Genomic DNA, 18,401 nt, shown 5'->3' with positions numbered 1-18,401 from the left:
ATAACGGTATGATGCACAAAGCAGTACCAATAAATAAAAATGGTTATATAAAATAAATGAAAATTTAATATCTAAAATTAGATAAGCGCTGTCAGGCTTTACTCATGACTCAAATACATTAGCGCTGATGAAAAAGACCTTTGCATTGAAAGGCCTTTTTATTAAAACTGGCTAAGTAATTGAGTAGTTTGTATGACCGCTTATGAAATAGCTTGCTTAGACAGCAGAACTGTAAGCACGTATCGGCTCGCCTCTTAACGGTGCACCATTGGCGACATAATAGTCCACGGTAGAGCGTGGCAGCTGTTTGCCTCTCATCTTATCAACGATTTTTTCCGCCAGCATAATGGTTGTCGCATTGAGATTACCACTGATAATATTTGGCATAATCGACGCATCGACAACGCGCAAACCATCAATACCGTGCACCAGCCCTTCACCATTAACCACGGCATCATTACCCTCGCCCATCGGACAGGTACAAGACGGATGATAAGCTGTCTCACTATTATTGCGGACGTATTCATCTAACTGCGCATCGGTCACTAAATCATCGGTTGGCGCAATAGCCCGACCGCGGTAAGGGTCGAGCGCAGGCTGATGCATAATCTCACGGGTGATACGCATGGCTGCGCGGAACTCTTGCCAGTCTTGCTCATGAGACATATAGTTAAATAAGATACTCGGATGCGCCTTCGGGTCTTTAGAGGTCAGCTTGACACGACCACGACTTGGCGACCGTAATGAGCCAACGTGCGCTTGGAAGCTGTGAGAATTAATGGCACTGCGGCCGTCATAACGAACGGCTAATGGCAGGAAATGATACTGAATATTAGGATGGGTAAACTTCTCATCGGTACGAACAAAGCCGCCACCTTCAAACTGATTTGATGCACCAAGTCCTGTGCCATTGAATAACCACTCCGCACCAATTGCTGGCTTATTCCACCATTTATTAGCAGGCGCAATTGAGACTGGCAGCTTACATTCATACTGCATATACAGCTCTAGATGATCTTGCAGGTTATTACCGACGCCGGGCAAATCAAGAACCTCATTGACGCCCAACTCTTTGAGCCACTGACCAGGACCAATGCCAGAACGCTGCAATAATTGCGGTGAGGCAATTGCGCCCGATGAGACAATGACTTCACGAGCCGCATAAAAGTTTTTGGTCTGACCTTGGTGCTCGACTTTAACGCCGACAGCACGCTTGCCATCAAACAAAATAATATCGGTAAGCGCACCAGTCAAAATCGTGATATTGCTACGTGGTTTAGCGCGATCAAGATAACCGCGAGCAGTCGAAGCACGGCGACCATTAGGCGTGACGAACCTATCCATCGGCCCAAAGCCTTCTTGCTGATAGCCGTTTAAGTCATCGGTGCTTGGATAGCCTGCTTGCACGCCCGCTTCAATCATCGCTTGAAACAGTGGATTGACTCCTGGCTTGGAGGTGGTCATTTCAACCGGACCACCCACACCATGATAATCATTGGCGCCGGCATCTCTGTTCTCTAACTTTTTAAAATAAGGTAAGCAGTCCGAATAGGTCCAATCTTCTAAGCCTTTAATTTTGGCCCAATCATCAAAATCTAAAGCATTACCACGGATATAACACATGCCGTTAATCAAAGATGAGCCGCCAAGCCCTTTACCGCGACCACAGTCCATAACGCGGTTGTTCATATACGGCTCAGGATCGGTTTTATAGCCCCAGTTATAAGTCGTTCCTTGCAACGGCATGGCGAGCGCCGCTGGCATCTGGGTACGAAAGTCTAAACGATGATCTGGACGACCGGCTTCTAACAGCAATACCTTAATGTTGGCATCTTCAGTCAAGCGCGTGGCCAGCACGTTACCTGCTGAACCGGCACCGACAATGATGTAGTCATACTCAGGTGTGGTTGATGTCATAAAACGCTCCATAATGTTAAAAAATCCATCATTTCATATCAGTAAGGCTGTGTTCAAAGGACAAACTATTCCTAATACATCAACCTTACTGTTTTAAAAAATTTTCAAATATAAGTGATTAAAATACCGACTCAAACGCGCCCAGCTCTACTTGGATAGACTTTGTCTGCGTGTAATGCTCAAGCGCTTCAATGCCATTTTCGCGGCCAATGCCTGAATGCTTATAACCACCGACTGGCATTTGCGCGGGCGATTCGCCCCAAGTATTTAACCAGCAGATACCCGCTTCAATTTGTGCGATGACTCGATGCGCGCGGGTCAAATCAGCAGTCACGACCCCTGCAGCCAAGCCATAATCCGTATCATTGGCACGGCGAATCACTTCTTCTTCGCTCTCATAAGTCAATATCGACATCACAGGACCAAAGATTTCCTCACGTACAATAGTCATCTCATCGCTGCAATCGCTAAATACAGTCGGTGCGACAAACGCACCGTTAGCAAGTGTACCTGCCGTGATACGTTCACCGCCCGTCAATAGGCGTGCACCACTGGCTTTACCTTGTTCGATATAGCCAAGCACTCTTTCCATATGCGAAAAGCTGACCAATGGACCCATATTGATACTTTCATCCATCGGATCGCCGAGCTTGATACGCTCAACGCGCGTTAAGATAGCTTGCTCAAATTTGGCTTGTAAGGCTTTCGGGATAAAGACACGTGTGCCATTGGTACAGACCTGACCGGTGCTATAGAAGTTCGCCATCATGGCAATGTCAGCGGCGGTATCGATATCAGCGTCTTCAAATATGATTAATGGTGACTTACCACCAAGCTCTAGAGTGACGTCTTTGAGCGACGATGCTGCTGCGCTTGCCATGACTTTTTTACCCGTCGGTACGCCACCAGTAAACGATACTTTGGCGATATCAGGATGCTGGGTTAATGCTTCGCCCACTTTATAGTCGCCTTGCACGACGTTAAACACGCCGTCTGGCAAACCTGCTTCTGTGAATATTTCTGCCAATTTTAAAACAGTCAAAGGCGTCACTTCTGATGGTTTAAAAATCATCGCGTTACCAGCTGCAAGCGCTGGTGCTGCTTTCCACATAGCGATTTGGATAGGATAGTTCCATGCGCCGATACCCGCAACCACGCCAAGTGGCTCGCGACGGGTATAAACAAAACTAGTATCACGTAGCGGAATCTGACGACCTTCAAGCATGGGTGCAAGACCTGCATAATACTCAACGACGTCAGCACCGGTGACGATATCGACGTATTTGGTTTCAGAGAGTGCTTTACCCGTGTCTTTGGTTTCGAGCAATGCCAACACATCGTTGCGCTCACGTAATATCTCAACCGCCTTTAATAAAATACGACTACGCTCAACCGCTGTCATTGCTGCCCACACTTTTTGACCTTGTTGTGCTGCTTTTACGGCTTCGTTAATCTGCTCAGTGCTCGTCTGCTGAATGGTGGCCAATAGCTCACCTGTTGCTGGATTGATATCTTCAAAAGTTGGTAACGATTTATCGATAGCTAAATAACGACCATTGATATAAGCGGTTTGCACTTGCTCTAAATTAATGATGTCTTTCAAGTTATTTGAATTTTTCATAGTTTTTCCTTACGATTACTGATAAGTGCCCTTAGTAAAAAAGCGCTCATCTTGAATAATGTCGTCATGATTTAAGTGTTAAAAAGAAAATTGATGTGGTCTTTATTTACAAACCATTTATGCAACAGTGCATTTAACTGTTGGCTTATAAAGCGCTTAGACAATATCTATTACTTAATGTCTATTATTTGCAGCAGTGTTTTGCTAACCTTCGTGTTGCGTCATTTTTATTAAACGCTCACGTAATGACGTTTTATCCGATATATTGATACCTGAAAAATCAGAGAGCCAAATACCATCAGCGACCAGACGCACCATACATAAAGTTTCGGTGTTGTCGGTTGCTTCATGTTTCTTTAATTGCTCGTTTGACCACTCGGCCCATAATTCACGCAGCTCAATATCACCCAGCATCAAGACATACAACGTTGCTTGACTATTAAACTCTTGCTGCCCCTTTTCGCCCAAACTGATAGTGGCATCGATATAGGCGCGAGTAAAAGAGCCATAACGCACAGGGTCTTTAGCCATTGCCGCATCTACTTCTGCTTCAAACTTGGCCATGGCATCATTAAACACCTCAAGAATCAGCGCATTCTTTGTGGTGAAATGATGCATCACCCCACCCTTGGTCACTCCGACTGCGTCAGCAACCGCTTGAAAGGTAACCTTAGATAAACCCTGCTCTAAAGTTATCCGTGCTGCTTGATCGAGCAGCGCACGGCGGACGAGCTCTGGCTGTTTTTTACGCTTATAGGCATTTTCAGTTTCCATTTTCATCTCCATGCTAATGGTTAATGCACCACAGAATTAGACAGTAAATTCATCACTACGACACCGCCAACAATCATAGCGATACCGACCACTGCTGCTGTATCAAGCGTTTGCTTAAAAAACACTAAGCCCACGAGTGATGTCAGCACAATTCCCAGTCCGCCCCAAAGTGCATAGGCAATACCAAGTGGTATGGTCTTGAGGGTTTGTGTCAGCAAGTAAAACGAGATGGTATAAAGCACCCCCATAATTAGTGTCGGTACCAAACGGGTAAACTGTTCGGACTTTACTAAAAAGGTAGTGCCTATCACTTCACAAATAATGGCAATCGCAAGGTAACCGTAAGCAATAGCGGTAGGACTCATAATCAGGATACCTGTCTTAAATTAAGTATATATTAATAATGTATATACATTAAAGAAACCACATGGTCGGTATTTTATAGAAAGAATCTAGCAATGTGAAGGGCTGATATGTATCTAAATTATGTTAGGGAAGATTGTTTGAAAAAAGGTTAATCAATAGTATTTAATTGAATCTACAAGGAAAGTTATAATTTCGGGATAAATTTTTGATGGTTTTAGATAGGTTTAGACAGTAAAGCACCCAATAAGCGTGGAGAACTCATTCGAAAGAAATGATTGTTTAAGAATTGCCTTTTTTGGCTGTAGACTGACAACAGTAGATGAATAAACTCATCTACTATCAACACCAATGATTTGTGATAAATGCCCAGTTTTTAGATAAACCATCACGCCGTCTGCTCCTGCTTTAATTTGTGCTTCTGCACCGTCAGGTAGACGTATCCAGCTACCACGCCAATAGCGTTGACCTGCATCTATCAGGTCACCTTCTAATACTAATAACTCTGCTCCACCAGCGATTGTCTCGGTGAATAATACATCGCCGGCATTTAAGCGTTGTAAACTAACCTGCTCTCTCGCATCTGAGTATAAATGACAGACCTCGCGACTACCTTGCTTTTGCCAATTTACAGCATCTTTAGTGTCGATAGCGATATCATGCGTCTCGTCTGCTGACATCTGCCAGAGTTTGACAAAAATAACAGCGCCCTCATTACTATAAGGCTGATGTCCTGAGGTTGGTGGATTACGCAGATACCAGCCAGTAGGATAATGCGTGTTATCGGCAGAGAAAGCACCAGACAATACCAAAATCTCCTCACCACCGGGATGCAAATGATGAGGAAAATGAGAATCAGGCGCATAGCGTACAATACTGGTTGCACGCGCTTTTTCTGCGCCCACGCGATCAAGCATTACGCGCTCGATACCTTGTTGTGGTGATTTAACCCACTGATATTGTTCAGGCAGTAATGAGGCACGACGAGAGAAATCTGCATTAATGAGCATAGAATAACTTCCAATAAAGCACGAGAATTATTGGAATTATCCTCTGATTTATAGATTTTGACAAATTAGATCAGCCTATTGTCAGAATCTATATTTATCATGATGAACAAAACTGCGCTTACTATAGGTAAATTCTGCTGGAAAATTTTAAAAACTTACTACAGCAGTAGGGCAGTTTTTTAAGCAGGTTGCTTATATGAATAAAACAGGTTCACCTTCAATAATACCAACCCTTTTTAGATAATCACTTTTATTAGCAAAAAACCTCTTTAACTAAAGCCATTGACTTGTTATCTTGCTTCCCTCTCTTCTGTCAGCAGATATTTTTGCCCCGTTTTTACGCTAATTCTTTAGCACTCTTTCTAACTGTTGGATTTTATGACACACAATCTTGAAGCGAGCTCAAATACTCGCCGCACTCAGTACTTCCAAGTATTTTTAATGGGTGTTAGCGCCTTTATTATGAATACCACAGAATTCGTTCCTGTCGCCTTATTAAGCGATATTGCCCAAGATTTTTCCATCACCACGGCCGAGACCGGTTGGATGTTGACGCTTTATGCGTGGATTGTCGCGGCCATGTCATTGCCGCTGATGCTACTGACCAGCCGCTTTGAACGCAAAAGCTTACTTTTAGCCTTGTTTGCGGTTTTTATTGCCAGCCATGTGTTGTCAGTATTTGCGTGGAGCTTTCAAGTGCTACTCATCAGCCGAGTTGGGATTGCGCTATCACATGCGATATTTTGGTCAATCACGGCAGCGATCGCCATACGCGTGGCACCTGAAGGCAAAAAAGCACTGGCGCTAAGTGTGCTTGCGACCGGTACGTCGTTAGCGATGGTGCTCGGTGTGCCCTTGGGGCGCTTGGTTGGTCAATGGTTTGGCTGGCGAGCGACCTTTGGCGGTATTGGCGTGCTTGCTTTTGTGGTGTTCGTTCTACAAGCAAGGCTCTTGCCAACATTGCCCAGTATGTTTGAAGGGTCTTTTAGAAAAATCCCAGAGTTGCTCAAAAATCCTTTATTGGTCTGTCTGTACCTGCTTATTTTACTGGTCTTTACCGCCCACTATACCGCTTACTCTTATATCGAGCCTTTCATGCGGCAGGTCGGCGCAATCAGTGAAAACTCGGCAACTTTTATACTGCTACTGTTCGGTGTCGCAGGGATTGCGGGCAGTGTGATATTCAGCCGTTGGGGCGATCGTTTCAATACTAGGTTGATGCTGATATCGACGATATTGATATTACTGTCGATGCTTGCGCTATTACTTGCTGTGACCTCTATCTGGGCGCTCAGCCTGATTGCCTTACTTTGGGGCGCTGCACTCATGCTGCTGATTATTTCTATGCAAGCCAAGGTCATCATGGTCGATGTCAATGCGCAAGATATGCTGATGTCGATGTTTTCGGGAATTATCAACTTGGGGATTGGTACGGGTGCACTTTTTGGTGGTTATGCGGTGACGCATATCTCAATATCAAGCGTAGGATATGTTGGTGCGGCTATTGCTAGTATGGCGCTGCTGCTGATGCTATTTATGATAAAACGCTTTCCTGAGTTAAGTAAAAGGCTCGGCTAAATAGCTTTTACCTAGCGGTATAGTTGAGATTATTGTCATTAAATGCCAATATCAAATGAAAACAGTCAAAAATGCCAGCCCATTTAAATGGGCTGGCATTTTACGTTTAAAAATCTTCCACTTAAAAATCCACTTTACCGCGTAATACTTTTGTCTTGCCGCGCTGGGTTTTTTCATCTACTCGCTTACGCTTAGCATTTCTGCTTGGTTTAGTAGTTTTGCGAGTTTTATTAACGTAAGTGGCTTTTATGATAAAACTTTGCAGGCGCTCAAACGCATCGATTTTATTTCTTTCTTGGGTACGAAACTGCTGCGCTTTAATGATGAGCACGCCTTCTTTGGTTATCCGGCTGTCTTTACTGTCTAATAAGCGCTGTTTGTGTACATCACTCAGGCTTGAGGCATTGATATCAAAGCGTAAATGTATGGCAGAAGAGACTTTGTTGACGTTTTGCCCGCCTGCCCCTTGTGCGCGTATGGCGCTAATCTCCACTTCACTATCGTTCAGGCTAATGGTATTGCTGATAAAAATCATAGAGTACTTTTATAAATTATTAATAGGTAGGATGAATAATAAACCATTATCTGCTTACCTGCTAGTTAGACAATAACTGACTCAATAACTGACGGCAACGCTCAATCACGGGCGCATCGACCATATTGCCATCTATTTTAAATACGGCCTGCCCGCTTTGCTCGTATTCTTCTACCACACGTTTAGCAAAATCAATCTCAGTATCGGTAGGTTGTAGAGATTGCTGGACGACAGCTACTTGCTTAGGATGAATACACAACATGCCAGACAACCCCATTTGTGACCATAACTGTACTCGCTGACCGAGACCTTTATCATCGTTAAAATCGGTATAAACGCTATCAATAGGCGCTAATAATTGATGAATCTTTGAGGTAAGTAATAGCTGATAGCGAATCTGATTGGCAATAATATCTGCTGCTGCCGTGCCTACTTGCACTTGTAAATCATTGCATAAATCTAGAAAGCCATAGCTAAATGCGACCAGCCCTGACGCTTTGGCCATACTATCGATTTGATACAAGCCAATTGCATTTTCTATCAATGCAATGACCGGCAGACCAGTAGAGTGATGAAGCTGTTCAATATCTGAAGCCCGCTCAGCTTTAGGTAATACTACCCCAGCAAGATTTGGCATCTGCTGGCAGAGTTCTAAATCTTCTACAAAATCCTCACTACTTGCTTGATTAATGCGAATCCAAATAGGCTGATAGTCCTGACTATCATAATAGACTTGTAATGACTTGCGAGCTTCTGCCTTGTCTACTCTAGCAACGGCATCTTCTAAATCAACAATAACCGCATCAGCGCCACTAGCAAACGCTTTTGCCACTCTATCTATGCGAGTCGCCGGAACGAATAACCATGTTTTAATATTAGTAAAATCATTATTATTAGTTACTGGCATGCTTGGCCCCTTCCTTAAATACTATTACTTAAAATATTAGTACTTACTATAACCAAATAAAAAACCGTATGCCATTTATTAGCATACGGTTTTTAAAAATAAATCTACTTTTATTGACCAGAGATTAACTAGGCTAACATGCCACCATCTACGACTATCGTTGCGCCCGTCGTATAACTTGATGCATCAGATACCAAATACAATACCGTGCCAGCCATCTCGTCTGGGTTAGCTACGCGTCCTAGTGGAATAGCATGTAGTGCCATCTTTAAGACTTTATCATTGGTGGTCAATGCCGAGGCAAATTTAGTATCGGTCAAGCCAGGCAATAACGCATTGACGCGAATATTTAACGGTCCACATTCTTTGGCAAAGGCTTTGGTCATACTAATAACTGCAGCTTTAGTGATTGAGTAGATACCTTGCTTATCGCCAGCGACTAAACCATTGACCGAAGCCGTATTTAAAATTACCCCACCGCCCTGCTCTCGCATCATTTTACCAGCAGCCGTCGACATAAAGAAATAACCGCGGATATTGACATCGACGGTCTTATCAAAAGCTGCTAAGTCCGTATCTAAGATATGACCATAATAAGGATTAGCGGCGGCATTGTTGACTAGGATATCGATTTGTCTAAATTCACTTTTGATATGTTTAAAGATTGCATCAATCTGCTCCATCTCTCCTACATGACAGGCAAAGGCACTGGCTTTATAACCATCAGCAATGATGCTATCAGCAACCGCTTGGCAAGCATCAATCTTACGGCTAGAAACAATGACATGTGCGCCTCTTGACGCGAGCAAGCGTGCAATAGATTCGCCAATACCGCGACTCGCACCAGTCACTAAAGCAATCTTACCGGTTAAATCAAATAAATCTTTCATTATTATTCCTTATATTTCTAAATATATTATTTATACATGTTAAATGCGTAGCGGGGCTGGGAGAAATTTTTGCAGCCTCTGGAGTGCAAAGCACACAGCAAGCAAGAAAATTTTACCAGCGCCGCCAAACTTAATATCGATCGTTTTAATAAAATGTATTAAGTCAGCTAAGCCAACATCCCGCCATCAAGGGTAAAGGCATGACCATTCATAAAACTGCTTTCATCACTAGCCAGCCAAGCAATCGCGCCGGATACTTCATCAACCGTCCCTAAACGGCGTAATGGACTGGCATTAATAGTGGCTTTTTGCGCGCGTTCGTCCATCTTCGCCATGGTATTACGTACCATTGGCGTATCGATAAAGCTGGGACATACCGCATTAAAGCGGATATTGACGCGAGCATATTCATGAGCAGCAGACTTCGTCAGCCCCATAACGCCGTGCTTAGCAGCGCTATAAGCTGACAACAGTGGCGCAGAACGCAAGCCAGCAATCGAGGCAACATTAATCACATGACCACCACCATTAGGCGCCATACAATTTATCGCAGCGCGCATGCAATGCCACGTTCCTTTAAGATTTACAGCGATATTACGGTCAAAGTGCTCATCGCTCAGCTCATGCATCGGTGCAGGCTTATGGTCAATACCAGCATTATTTATCACGACATCAAGACCACCCAATGTTTCCATCGCAAAGGCAAATAACGCGCGTACTTCATCGCCACTGGTAACATCCACCTTTTTAAAAACAATGCTATTGCCAGCATCTTGCCCTTGTTGCGCGACCGCTTGTCCTAATACCTCTGCCAAATCACCAATCACGACTTTAGCACCGCGACTTGCCAGCAGAAGCGCGCTAGCCGCACCGATGCCAGACGCACCGCCTGTGATTAAAATGCGTTTACCGGTAACATTACTTGCTACACCTGATGCAATTCCATTTGTATTCAGTGTCATGATTTATCCCTCTACCTTGAGTACCAGTTTTCCGAAGTTCTCACCTTTAAATAGCATCATCAACGTATTAGGAAAGGTCTCAATACCTTTGACGATATGGTCTTTTACTATAATATCACCCGATTGAATCCAGCCAGCAATGTCTTTCATTGCCGTCGGATATTCTTTGATATTATCAAAGACCACAATGCCTTCCATCCGTGCCCGATTGACCAATAATGACAAATAGTTTGACGGCCCTTTTACTTCTGTAGTAGCGTTGTATTGGCTAATAGCGCCACAAATCACGATACGCGCATGTAGGTTAATTTGTGTCAGCACATCATTTAAAATATCGCCACCAACGTTGTCAAAATATACATCGACGCCTTTTGGACAGGTTTCTTTTAACGCTTTTTTTACATTCTCATTTTTATAGTCGATTGCTGCATCAAAGCCCAACTCATCGACTAAGAATTTACATTTCTCAGCACCGCCGGCGATACCAACCACGCGGCAGCCTTTAATTTTAGCAATTTGTCCAACCAAACCGCCCACTGCACCAGCAGCGCCAGAGACGACGATGGTCTCACCTGCTTTTGGCTCGCCTGTTTTTAATAAACCAAAATAGCCCGTCATACCCGGCATGCCAAGCACACCCAAATAATAAGACAACGGTGCAAGATTTGGATCGACTTTGTGTAACCCAGTGCCATCACTAACTGCATACGACTGTACGCCATTGTGACCTGCAACATAATCCCCAACTGCAAATTTCTCATGCTTACTTTCAATCACTTTACCCACGGTGCCAGCACGCATCACCTCACCAATCTGTACCGGTGCGATATAAGATTTGGCGTCGTTTAACCAACCACGCATCGCTGGATCCATCGAGATATACTCAATTTTTATCAGTAACTCACCATCTGTGATAGACGGTATTTCTGATTCGGTATATTGCCAAGTATCAGCGCTCGGCTCGCCAACGGGTCTTGTTTTTAAGCGCCACTGCTTATTCATTGTTGTCATTATTTATTCCTTTAAAGTTGTATTTATTGTTAATACCAAAATTGTTAATATCAAACCTGATTCAAAGTCATTTAGAACCACTCTGCTTGCATATCGGTACATACCGCATTGTCATTATTTAACAGCTCAATATCGCGATTGATTAATGGCAATTCCCAATCAATAAAGTATTTTGCCGCTTGTATTTTTCCTTGATAGAAATTCTGCTTTTCAACGTCCACTGTATCATTTAATAATTGCTCCGCTTTACTGGCTTGGCGAATCCAAATCCAACTTACTACGATTGAAGCAAAAATATTCATCAATGCTTGTGCATTACCAGCCAGCGTTAATGCTTTTTCCGTTTGTAGGATTTTGCTTAAATGTACCAATACTTCATGTAGATGACTCATGTAAGGCATCAATTTACCGGCAAGTTTGGCTGTCTCGGGCGTGGTTTTTAGAGTGGTTACGCTTTCTAAATCTTTAGTGATTTCACGTTTTAAAACTTGAATACCAAGCCCTTTGTTTTGCCATAACTTACGGAATGACAAATCTAAGGCTTGCACGCCATTTGTGCCTTCATGGATAGGATTTAGACGGTTATCACGCCAAAATTGCTCGGCTTGATACTCACGTGTATAGCCTGCTCCGCCTAATACTTGGATACCCAAATCATTGGCTTTCGGCCCATATTCAGACGGCCATGCTTTTAATACTGGCGTTAATAAGTCCAGTAATTCTGAAAGCTCAGCTTTTAGTGTTGCGTCTTCACAGGTATTGATACGGTCGATAAGGTTTGAGCCATACAAGCACAATGAAATACCGCCTTCAGCATAGGATTTTTGTGCAAGTAACATACGCTTTACATCACCATGCTGAATGATAGCGGTTGCCGCATCTTCAGGTTTATTGTTGGGTGCGATTCTGCCTTGCGTTCTGTCTTTAGCATAATCGAGCGAATACTGATAACCGCGATAGCCAATCATCGCCGCGCCAAAACCAACGGCGATACGCGCTTCATTCATCATTTTAAACATATAGCGCAAGCCAAAATGCTCTTCACCAATAAGGTAGCCATAACACTCACCTGCATCGCCAAAGCTTAATGCCGTAGAAGTCGCGCCTCTATAACCAAGCTTATGAATAAGTCCGGTTAAATGAACATCGTTGCGCTCGCCCACTGAGAAATCCTCATTTAAGCGATACTTTGGCACTGCAAATAAAGAGATACCTTTGACGCCACTAGGACCGCCCGGTACTTTAGCCAATACTAAATGAACAATATTGTCAGACAGTTCGTGATCGCCCGCTGAAATATAAATCTTGCTACCTTTTACGCGATAGCTGCCATCGGCTTGTTTGACAGCGGTGGTTTTGATATCAGCAAGTGATGAGCCAGCATGCGGCTCTGTTAATGCCATGGTGCCAGTAAATTCGCCCGTTAACATCCGCGGCATAAAGGCATTTTTAATCTCATCGCTAGCAAAATGTGAGATAACATTAATCGCTGCAGTGGTTAAAAATGGATAAGCGGTGGTTGATGGGTTGGCCGCCATAAAATAGCCTGCCACTGCCGTCATAACCGTTTCAGGTAATTGCATGCCGCCATCGTCAAAACTATAACGACCGGCGATAAATCCTGACTCACGAAACGCATCAAAGGCGACTTTTACATCGTCTATCATGCTGACTTTTTTGCCATCGAACTGCGGCTCGTTTTTATCCGCCACATGGTTATGCGGCAAAAATAACTGGGTCGCAATTTTATTGGCAGTGTCCAATACCGCATCGAACGTTTCGCGGCTGTGTTCTGCAAACTTAGGATGTTCGGTTAGTTTTTCTGCACCCAATACATCATATAATTGAAACGGTAATTCAAAGTCGTTGATAAGCGTGTCTGCTGCCATAGTGTTCTCGCTAACTAATTAAATTTGTTTATCAATTGATATTAATCTAATTTAGCCCATTGCCGTATTGTCATTTATGACATAATTAGGGTCAAATAAGACATTTATAAGCCGCCGAGCTAGACATTTCCAGCCGAAAAACACTTGATTTTAGACAGCCGCTATCAAAAAACAGCCATTAAAAAAGATACAGGAAAATAAACCTCTATGCCCTACTTCAAACCTTTTAAAGTGATTATTCTTGGCTTCGATGGCGTGCTTGGTAGCGTACTGGCTGGCGCGTTAGACCTATTTTCATTTACTGGTGTCAGTTGGCAACGATTTTTGGGTGAAGCCGTAGAACCAAGATTTAATGTGCAGATAGCAAGCTTAGGCGGCGTAGATATTAGATGTAGCAACCGCTTAATCATGCAAGCGCATTGTGATATTCAAGAGGTAACGGAGTGCGACTTATTATTAATCCCAACCATTGGCGATTCAATTGATAAGGTATTGAAGCAAAATAGCCAGTTAATCCCACATTTAAAGCGGCTAGCTAATACCAAAGCGGATATCGCTAGTAATTGTAGCGGTGCTTTCTTTTTAGCAGAGGCAGGGCTGCTTAATGGTTTAACAGCAACAACCCATTGGGGCTATGCGAGTAAGTTTAAGGCAGATTTCCCACTGGTTGATTTGCAAGAAAATCAGTTTGTCACTCAATCAAAGAACCAATTAAAGAATCAATCAAAAAATGATTCAACAACCCAATCTGGCAATATCTTTTGTGCGGCAGGAGGAAGCGCCTTTTATAACTTGGGATTATTATTGATAGAGCGCTATTGCGGGCGTGAGATTTCTACCCAAGTGGCAAAAACCCAAATCATCGATAGCAAAAGAGGTAATCAAAATAGCTATACTAATGTCACTTTGCACAAACCGCATTCAGACCAATTGGTCAAGCAAGTGCAAGAGTTGATTGAAGAAAACTTCAATCAGCCTATACAAGTGAGTAGCTTGGCAGCCATGGCTAATATCACTCCGCGCACGTTAAATAGACGCTTTCAATCCGCTGTTGCCATGCGTCCGATTGAGTACATTCAAGCGGTGAGAATCGAACAGGCGAAACGTTTATTGGAATTGGGCGATGTGACGATAAAGTCGCTAGCGGAGCAAGTCGGCTACGATGATATCTCATCATTTACCCGCCTTTTTAAACGTGCCACTGAGCTGACCCCAAAAGAGTATCAGGATAAATTTTCACGCTTAGCTATTTAGGTTTTCTTTGTTGCTGATTTCTCTGATGACTAAAGGTTTTGCCATAACCCTTCTACATGAATCGCATCAGGCTTAATCGTTGGATAATCCGTAAACGCCAATTGATAGCCACCGATTGTATTTGGGCTAATTTGACACATCGGCCCAAGTGGGAAGCTATGTTTTTGTCCAATATGACCAAAGCGCATGCCACTATAAATCGGTAATCCTGTCAGCTTATGCAATTGACGAATCACCGTAGCGACATCATAGCGCTTATCGTAGCTGTCTTCACCCGTACTCGATAAGGCACCAAATACAATCGCCTGTTGACCTTTAAACACGCCTGCTAAGTACAAATCATATAACATGCGCTCGATACGATAAGTCTGCTCGCCCACATCTTCCAAAAACACAATGCCACCAGCAATTCGTGGTAAATAATCACTACCTGCCAGCGCCGATACTACACTTAGATTACCGCCCCAAATAGTACCGGTTATTGTTTTCGGTTCACCGCTTGACAGAATACTGGGTAAATTTGGACTGGTTAAAGCCGCATCTTTTATACTAATGGTTAAATTAGGGTTGGTTAGTGCTTCTACAAATTGTCGACAGCTGACCTGATCGGGTTTCGTTTTTCCAAACTCGCTATAGAGCATCGGTGCAGCAAGCGAACTCATGCCTCCTTTTGCCAATAGCGCACATTGGATAGCGGTCACATCACTAAAGCCTGCGAGTATGCTGCCGCGCTCTGCCATGATACGACCTAGCGTCGACCAATCAACCATGGGTAATAAACGCATCGCACCATAACCACCACGCACACCCAGTAGCAGCTTAGGGGCTGCGATCGCACCGGTGGCGATGTTTTGTAAATCACTGGCTCGCTGTGAATCTGTACCTGCAAAACGCAAATACTGCCGATTGGTAATCGCAGGATTGTCCACTTTAAAACCGGCACAAGATAGGCGATCTAATGCCAATTGATTGCGCTCATTACTGCCACCGACGTTGGAACTGGCAAAAAGTCGCGTCTCAATACTTGGTGTAATACAGCGCATTTGTGGCTGTAATCTCTGAGAAGATATTGGTTGGGATATCAAACTCTCATCCAACAGTGCGGTTGGCAGATCGTCTTTAGTAAATGACGTATTATTATTTGTATCAATCGCATTAGAGGCAAGCACCTGAGTAATACCTTGGGTCGCTAACAATCCTACACTTGCATTTATGCTGATTTTCCGTAAAAACTGGCGCCGATTCAACCCAGCCGTACTTTTTATAGGTGATTCAGCCGCTTTATGATCACTCTCATTTTTATTATTTTTTAATGATTGTGCAGAAGCTATTTTTGAAGCCATATTTTGTTGCTACCTATCAATTTTTATCTTGGTATAATTTTAAATGGTTTTTATCTTTGTTATTGATTTATTTAGACTATAGTCGATTCAATTTAAAAAGAATACAGTGCTGCTGAGATAAGTTTTGCGAAGCCTCTGGAGTGCGAAGCGCACAGCAAGCGAGGAAAATTTATCTCAGCATAACGCTGTTTTTAACGTACCTCTTTTATATTGAACTGACTATATCTAGATACTGCATTGTAGCTTGTTTGTCAGCGCTTAAAGTTGCCTAATCTTTGCCTGTATTTACTTTTTCGCTATCATATGAGATAAAACTGCTCAGGCAACCTGCATACTTAAAACCACAGACCCAACAAATCGCTATAGCGCAACATTGGCACACCTCATGACTTTGTTGTAGTATAAGAATACCGATTGCTGTTAAATAAGGATAATAATAATGGTTGATAAAACGACTGATAAACAGAAAAAAGAAGAAATATTAGATGCTGATCTTGAGTACATCATTAATGAGGAAAAAAAGCTTAAAGAAAAATTGGCAGACAGCAGCCACCTTGAGCGTTTCACCAAAGACTTGATGCTATTTATGAGTCTGATTAAGGACTACTATAAAGGCAACTATCGTGATATTCCTTACAAGACCATTTCAGCAGGAATTGTCGGTTTACTCTATACCATCAACCCTATAGATATTATCCCAGATTTCATCCCTTTTATTGGTCATATTGACGATGCTCTAGTGCTTACCTTTTGCTTAAAATTGATTGAAAAAGATTTGCAAAAATATCAAACGTGGAAGAAAAGTCAGTCTACTGCCAAACCTACTACTCATTTAAAGAAAAAAGCCTGACCGTTTAAATGCAGTAAAAAGCCACGACTGATAATCAATTTATCGGTCGTGGCTTTTTATTAATCAGCATCAACTTACCTAGGCTACTCAATCAGGCACACCATAACTGGATTTTTCGGGATTGAGGCCAAATGAATAGACGAAAGTAGCAACGAGGCTATTAATGATAATAAATGGTACATCGATAGCGACGTGCCCGAGCGCGTAGCGACCGATTAACCACGATATAATCAGCATAATAATAAAGAACCCACCCAAATACGCCAAGATGGCGGGATGCTTTAGATTATAAGGCTGCTCAGGTTTGGGCTGCTTATCGAGCACATAGGTTCTGACTGCCCAACCGGCTGCATAAGAGAACCCACCCAATACTACATAACTGAAAAAATTCATATTGCCTGACTCGAATGAAATCACCGTTTATGATAAGGAGTTACTTATAATAAACGATGATTTATAAAAAGTATTTATTGAATAAAACCGTTATCTATAATAAATGACGGTTTGTTAATAATGACTTATCGCGCTTACCTAAATACTATCATTAACATTATCGATAACAATATTGGCATGTGGATTGGCTAAGATATCGGTATTGACGTCATCACACTCTACGCGATAGATGGTATTGGCACCTCGATAAATATAGGATAAATACTCACTATCCAGCAACGGATCGATATTAGCATAAACAGGTTTGACATGAGCCAGCACCAATACTCTATCCGGACGGCCAATGACGGCGTCAACATTATCAGGATCAATAGAGAAAAACGTTGGTATATCACTATTCTCAATTACTTCTAACGGCTCAGCGTCATCCCAAACGCGCTTAGCACTAGCCGGCTCTTTCATTTGCATCACCCACGAACCGCCTTGTTGGCTGACTTTTATTTGCGCAGGTTCGTCATGACTGACGGTATAACAGCCTTCAAAAACTGACAAATCCACTACGGGCTCTACCGCTCCAGCATCGATTTTGCTGCTGTTGGTATCATTACAAGCGGTCAAAAATAATACACTGCTCGCCGCCATACCAATCATCAGGCGTGTCAGTCTTTTATAAAAAATATTTGAGTGTAAGGACATAATGGGGTTATCCTGCATTGGTGCATTAAAAGCTTTTATTGGGCGTATTATCGTCTAACAATATTATCGAATATCATCATCAAACATTGGCATCAAGCATGGGCATGAAGCATTACCATCAAGCACTGCCATAAACAACAGTATCAAAATATGTACCATTGCTGCCATTTTTATAACAGCATTATGCTGGAAGTTTTTAGCTATCTCGGAAGATAGCTTCTGACAATCGCTCTTATTTTAACAGAAAACCGCTATGTTACTATTATGATATATGGTTTTGCGTTTTTGTGCATGGCAACTGCCCACACTAATGCTAGATTTGTTATACTCAATCCCAGCATATGCAAGTAGAGCTATCGTAAAAAATGTGAGTAAAACCTCTTTGCTCTACCCTACGTTTCTCCTTAT

Annotated in this window: 17 protein-coding genes; 3 read left to right on the top strand and 14 right to left on the bottom strand. The window is 42.8% G+C overall.

The annotated features are described in order from the left end of the window. Positions 1 to 216 precede the first annotated feature (216 nt). From betA to DABAL43B_RS05160, 5 genes are all read right to left on the bottom strand, one after another. Positions 217 to 1,917 carry a choline dehydrogenase gene (gene betA / locus DABAL43B_RS05180; protein ID WP_079691384.1) on the bottom strand — a complete coding sequence of 567 codons (1,701 nt, stop codon included), beginning with the start codon at positions 1,915 to 1,917 and terminating at the stop codon, positions 217 to 219. Between the two features lie 118 nt (positions 1,918 to 2,035). Next, entirely contained in the window at positions 2,036 to 3,538 is a 1,503-nt protein-coding gene (gene betB / locus DABAL43B_RS05175; RefSeq protein WP_079691383.1) for a betaine-aldehyde dehydrogenase, read from the bottom strand. 204 nt (positions 3,539 to 3,742) lie between these two features. Beyond that, positions 3,743 to 4,312 carry a TetR/AcrR family transcriptional regulator gene (locus tag DABAL43B_RS05170; protein ID WP_079691382.1) on the bottom strand — a complete coding sequence of 190 codons (570 nt, stop codon included), beginning with the start codon at positions 4,310 to 4,312 and terminating at the stop codon, positions 3,743 to 3,745. A 20-nt stretch (positions 4,313 to 4,332) separates the two neighbouring features. Then, positions 4,333 to 4,677: a DMT family transporter gene (locus DABAL43B_RS05165; RefSeq protein ID WP_079691381.1), complete on the bottom strand. Its 345-nt coding sequence runs from the start codon at positions 4,675 to 4,677 to the stop codon at positions 4,333 to 4,335. Between the two features lie 330 nt (positions 4,678 to 5,007). After that, positions 5,008 to 5,685, bottom strand: coding sequence for a cupin domain-containing protein (locus DABAL43B_RS05160; RefSeq protein WP_079691380.1), 678 nt, complete (start codon positions 5,683 to 5,685; stop codon positions 5,008 to 5,010). A 378-nt stretch (positions 5,686 to 6,063) separates the two neighbouring features. On the opposite strand from DABAL43B_RS05160, the gene DABAL43B_RS05155 reads away from it, so the two are divergent. Beyond that, positions 6,064 to 7,263 carry a sugar transporter gene (locus DABAL43B_RS05155; protein ID WP_079691379.1) on the top strand — a complete coding sequence of 400 codons (1,200 nt, stop codon included), beginning with the start codon at positions 6,064 to 6,066 and terminating at the stop codon, positions 7,261 to 7,263. Positions 7,264 to 7,384: 121 nt separating this feature from the next. Here the strand turns inward: DABAL43B_RS05155 and arfB are convergent, their stop codons facing one another. From arfB to DABAL43B_RS05125, 6 genes are all read right to left on the bottom strand, one after another. After that, positions 7,385 to 7,798 carry an alternative ribosome rescue aminoacyl-tRNA hydrolase ArfB gene (gene arfB, locus DABAL43B_RS05150; RefSeq protein ID WP_079691378.1) on the bottom strand — a complete coding sequence of 138 codons (414 nt, stop codon included), beginning with the start codon at positions 7,796 to 7,798 and terminating at the stop codon, positions 7,385 to 7,387. Between the two features lie 61 nt (positions 7,799 to 7,859). Continuing rightward, the gene (locus DABAL43B_RS05145; RefSeq protein ID WP_079691377.1) at positions 7,860 to 8,705 is read right to left on the bottom strand and encodes an HpcH/HpaI aldolase/citrate lyase family protein; all 846 of its coding nucleotides are present in this window, start codon (positions 8,703 to 8,705) and stop codon (positions 7,860 to 7,862) included. 128 nt (positions 8,706 to 8,833) lie between these two features. Next, complete coding sequence (locus DABAL43B_RS05140; protein ID WP_079691376.1) at positions 8,834 to 9,595, bottom strand: SDR family oxidoreductase; 762 nt, start codon at positions 9,593 to 9,595, stop codon at positions 8,834 to 8,836. A 167-nt stretch (positions 9,596 to 9,762) separates the two neighbouring features. Then, positions 9,763 to 10,557, bottom strand: a complete 795-nt coding sequence (locus tag DABAL43B_RS05135) for an SDR family NAD(P)-dependent oxidoreductase (RefSeq protein ID WP_079691375.1) — start codon at positions 10,555 to 10,557, stop codon at positions 9,763 to 9,765. A 3-nt stretch (positions 10,558 to 10,560) separates the two neighbouring features. After that, entirely contained in the window at positions 10,561 to 11,568 is a 1,008-nt protein-coding gene (locus tag DABAL43B_RS05130) for an NADP-dependent oxidoreductase (protein WP_079691374.1), read from the bottom strand. Between the two features lie 71 nt (positions 11,569 to 11,639). Beyond that, a complete protein-coding gene (locus DABAL43B_RS05125; protein WP_079691373.1) occupies positions 11,640 to 13,457 on the bottom strand; it encodes an acyl-CoA dehydrogenase in 1,818 nt (605 codons plus the stop codon). A 207-nt stretch (positions 13,458 to 13,664) separates the two neighbouring features. On the opposite strand from DABAL43B_RS05125, the gene DABAL43B_RS05120 reads away from it, so the two are divergent. Then, complete coding sequence (locus DABAL43B_RS05120) at positions 13,665 to 14,711, top strand: GlxA family transcriptional regulator (protein ID WP_079691372.1); 1,047 nt, start codon at positions 13,665 to 13,667, stop codon at positions 14,709 to 14,711. Between the two features lie 29 nt (positions 14,712 to 14,740). Here the strand turns inward: DABAL43B_RS05120 and DABAL43B_RS05115 are convergent, their stop codons facing one another. After that, complete coding sequence (locus DABAL43B_RS05115; protein WP_079691371.1) at positions 14,741 to 16,054, bottom strand: LD-carboxypeptidase; 1,314 nt, start codon at positions 16,052 to 16,054, stop codon at positions 14,741 to 14,743. Between the two features lie 439 nt (positions 16,055 to 16,493). Between DABAL43B_RS05115 and DABAL43B_RS05110 the strand changes: the two genes are divergently transcribed. Further along, positions 16,494 to 16,904 carry a YkvA family protein gene (locus tag DABAL43B_RS05110; protein ID WP_079691370.1) on the top strand — a complete coding sequence of 137 codons (411 nt, stop codon included), beginning with the start codon at positions 16,494 to 16,496 and terminating at the stop codon, positions 16,902 to 16,904. 87 nt (positions 16,905 to 16,991) lie between these two features. On the opposite strand, the gene DABAL43B_RS05105 is transcribed toward DABAL43B_RS05110, so the two are convergent. Then, positions 16,992 to 17,297, bottom strand: coding sequence for a hypothetical protein (locus tag DABAL43B_RS05105; protein WP_079691369.1), 306 nt, complete (start codon positions 17,295 to 17,297; stop codon positions 16,992 to 16,994). A gap of 138 nt (positions 17,298 to 17,435) precedes the next feature. Further along, the gene (locus tag DABAL43B_RS05100) at positions 17,436 to 17,996 is read right to left on the bottom strand and encodes a hypothetical protein (protein WP_079693043.1); all 561 of its coding nucleotides are present in this window, start codon (positions 17,994 to 17,996) and stop codon (positions 17,436 to 17,438) included. Positions 17,997 to 18,401 lie beyond the last annotated feature (405 nt).

Origin of the sequence: Psychrobacter sp. DAB_AL43B, assembly GCF_900168255.1 — a bacterium.
Taxonomy (GTDB): Bacteria; Pseudomonadota; Gammaproteobacteria; order Pseudomonadales; family Moraxellaceae; genus Psychrobacter.
This window is presented reverse-complemented; position numbering and strand designations above follow the sequence as displayed.

Bases quoted from the DNA above. Each gene is read 5' to 3' on its own strand.
- DABAL43B_RS05135 (WP_079691375.1), bottom strand. From the start codon at position 10,557: ATGACACTGAATACAAATGGAATTGCATCAGGTGTAGCAAGTAATGTT.
- DABAL43B_RS05105 (WP_079691369.1), bottom strand. From the start codon at position 17,297: ATGAATTTTTTCAGTTATGTAGTATTGGGTGGGTTCTCTTATGCAGCC.
- DABAL43B_RS05110 (WP_079691370.1), top strand. From the start codon at position 16,494: ATGGTTGATAAAACGACTGATAAACAGAAAAAAGAAGAAATATTAGAT.
- DABAL43B_RS05140 (WP_079691376.1), bottom strand. From the start codon at position 9,595: ATGAAAGATTTATTTGATTTAACCGGTAAGATTGCTTTAGTGACTGGT.
- DABAL43B_RS05160 (WP_079691380.1), bottom strand. From the start codon at position 5,685: ATGCTCATTAATGCAGATTTCTCTCGTCGTGCCTCATTACTGCCTGAA.
- DABAL43B_RS05130 (WP_079691374.1), bottom strand. From the start codon at position 11,568: ATGACAACAATGAATAAGCAGTGGCGCTTAAAAACAAGACCCGTTGGC.
- DABAL43B_RS05170 (WP_079691382.1), bottom strand. From the start codon at position 4,312: ATGGAAACTGAAAATGCCTATAAGCGTAAAAAACAGCCAGAGCTCGTC.
- DABAL43B_RS05125 (WP_079691373.1), bottom strand. From the start codon at position 13,457: ATGGCAGCAGACACGCTTATCAACGACTTTGAATTACCGTTTCAATTA.
- arfB (WP_079691378.1), bottom strand. From the start codon at position 7,798: ATGATTTTTATCAGCAATACCATTAGCCTGAACGATAGTGAAGTGGAG.
- DABAL43B_RS05120 (WP_079691372.1), top strand. From the start codon at position 13,665: ATGCCCTACTTCAAACCTTTTAAAGTGATTATTCTTGGCTTCGATGGC.
- DABAL43B_RS05145 (WP_079691377.1), bottom strand. From the start codon at position 8,705: ATGCCAGTAACTAATAATAATGATTTTACTAATATTAAAACATGGTTA.
- betA (WP_079691384.1), bottom strand. From the start codon at position 1,917: ATGACATCAACCACACCTGAGTATGACTACATCATTGTCGGTGCCGGT.
- betB (WP_079691383.1), bottom strand. From the start codon at position 3,538: ATGAAAAATTCAAATAACTTGAAAGACATCATTAATTTAGAGCAAGTG.
- DABAL43B_RS05155 (WP_079691379.1), top strand. From the start codon at position 6,064: ATGACACACAATCTTGAAGCGAGCTCAAATACTCGCCGCACTCAGTAC.
- DABAL43B_RS05115 (WP_079691371.1), bottom strand. From the start codon at position 16,054: ATGGCTTCAAAAATAGCTTCTGCACAATCATTAAAAAATAATAAAAAT.
- DABAL43B_RS05165 (WP_079691381.1), bottom strand. From the start codon at position 4,677: ATGAGTCCTACCGCTATTGCTTACGGTTACCTTGCGATTGCCATTATT.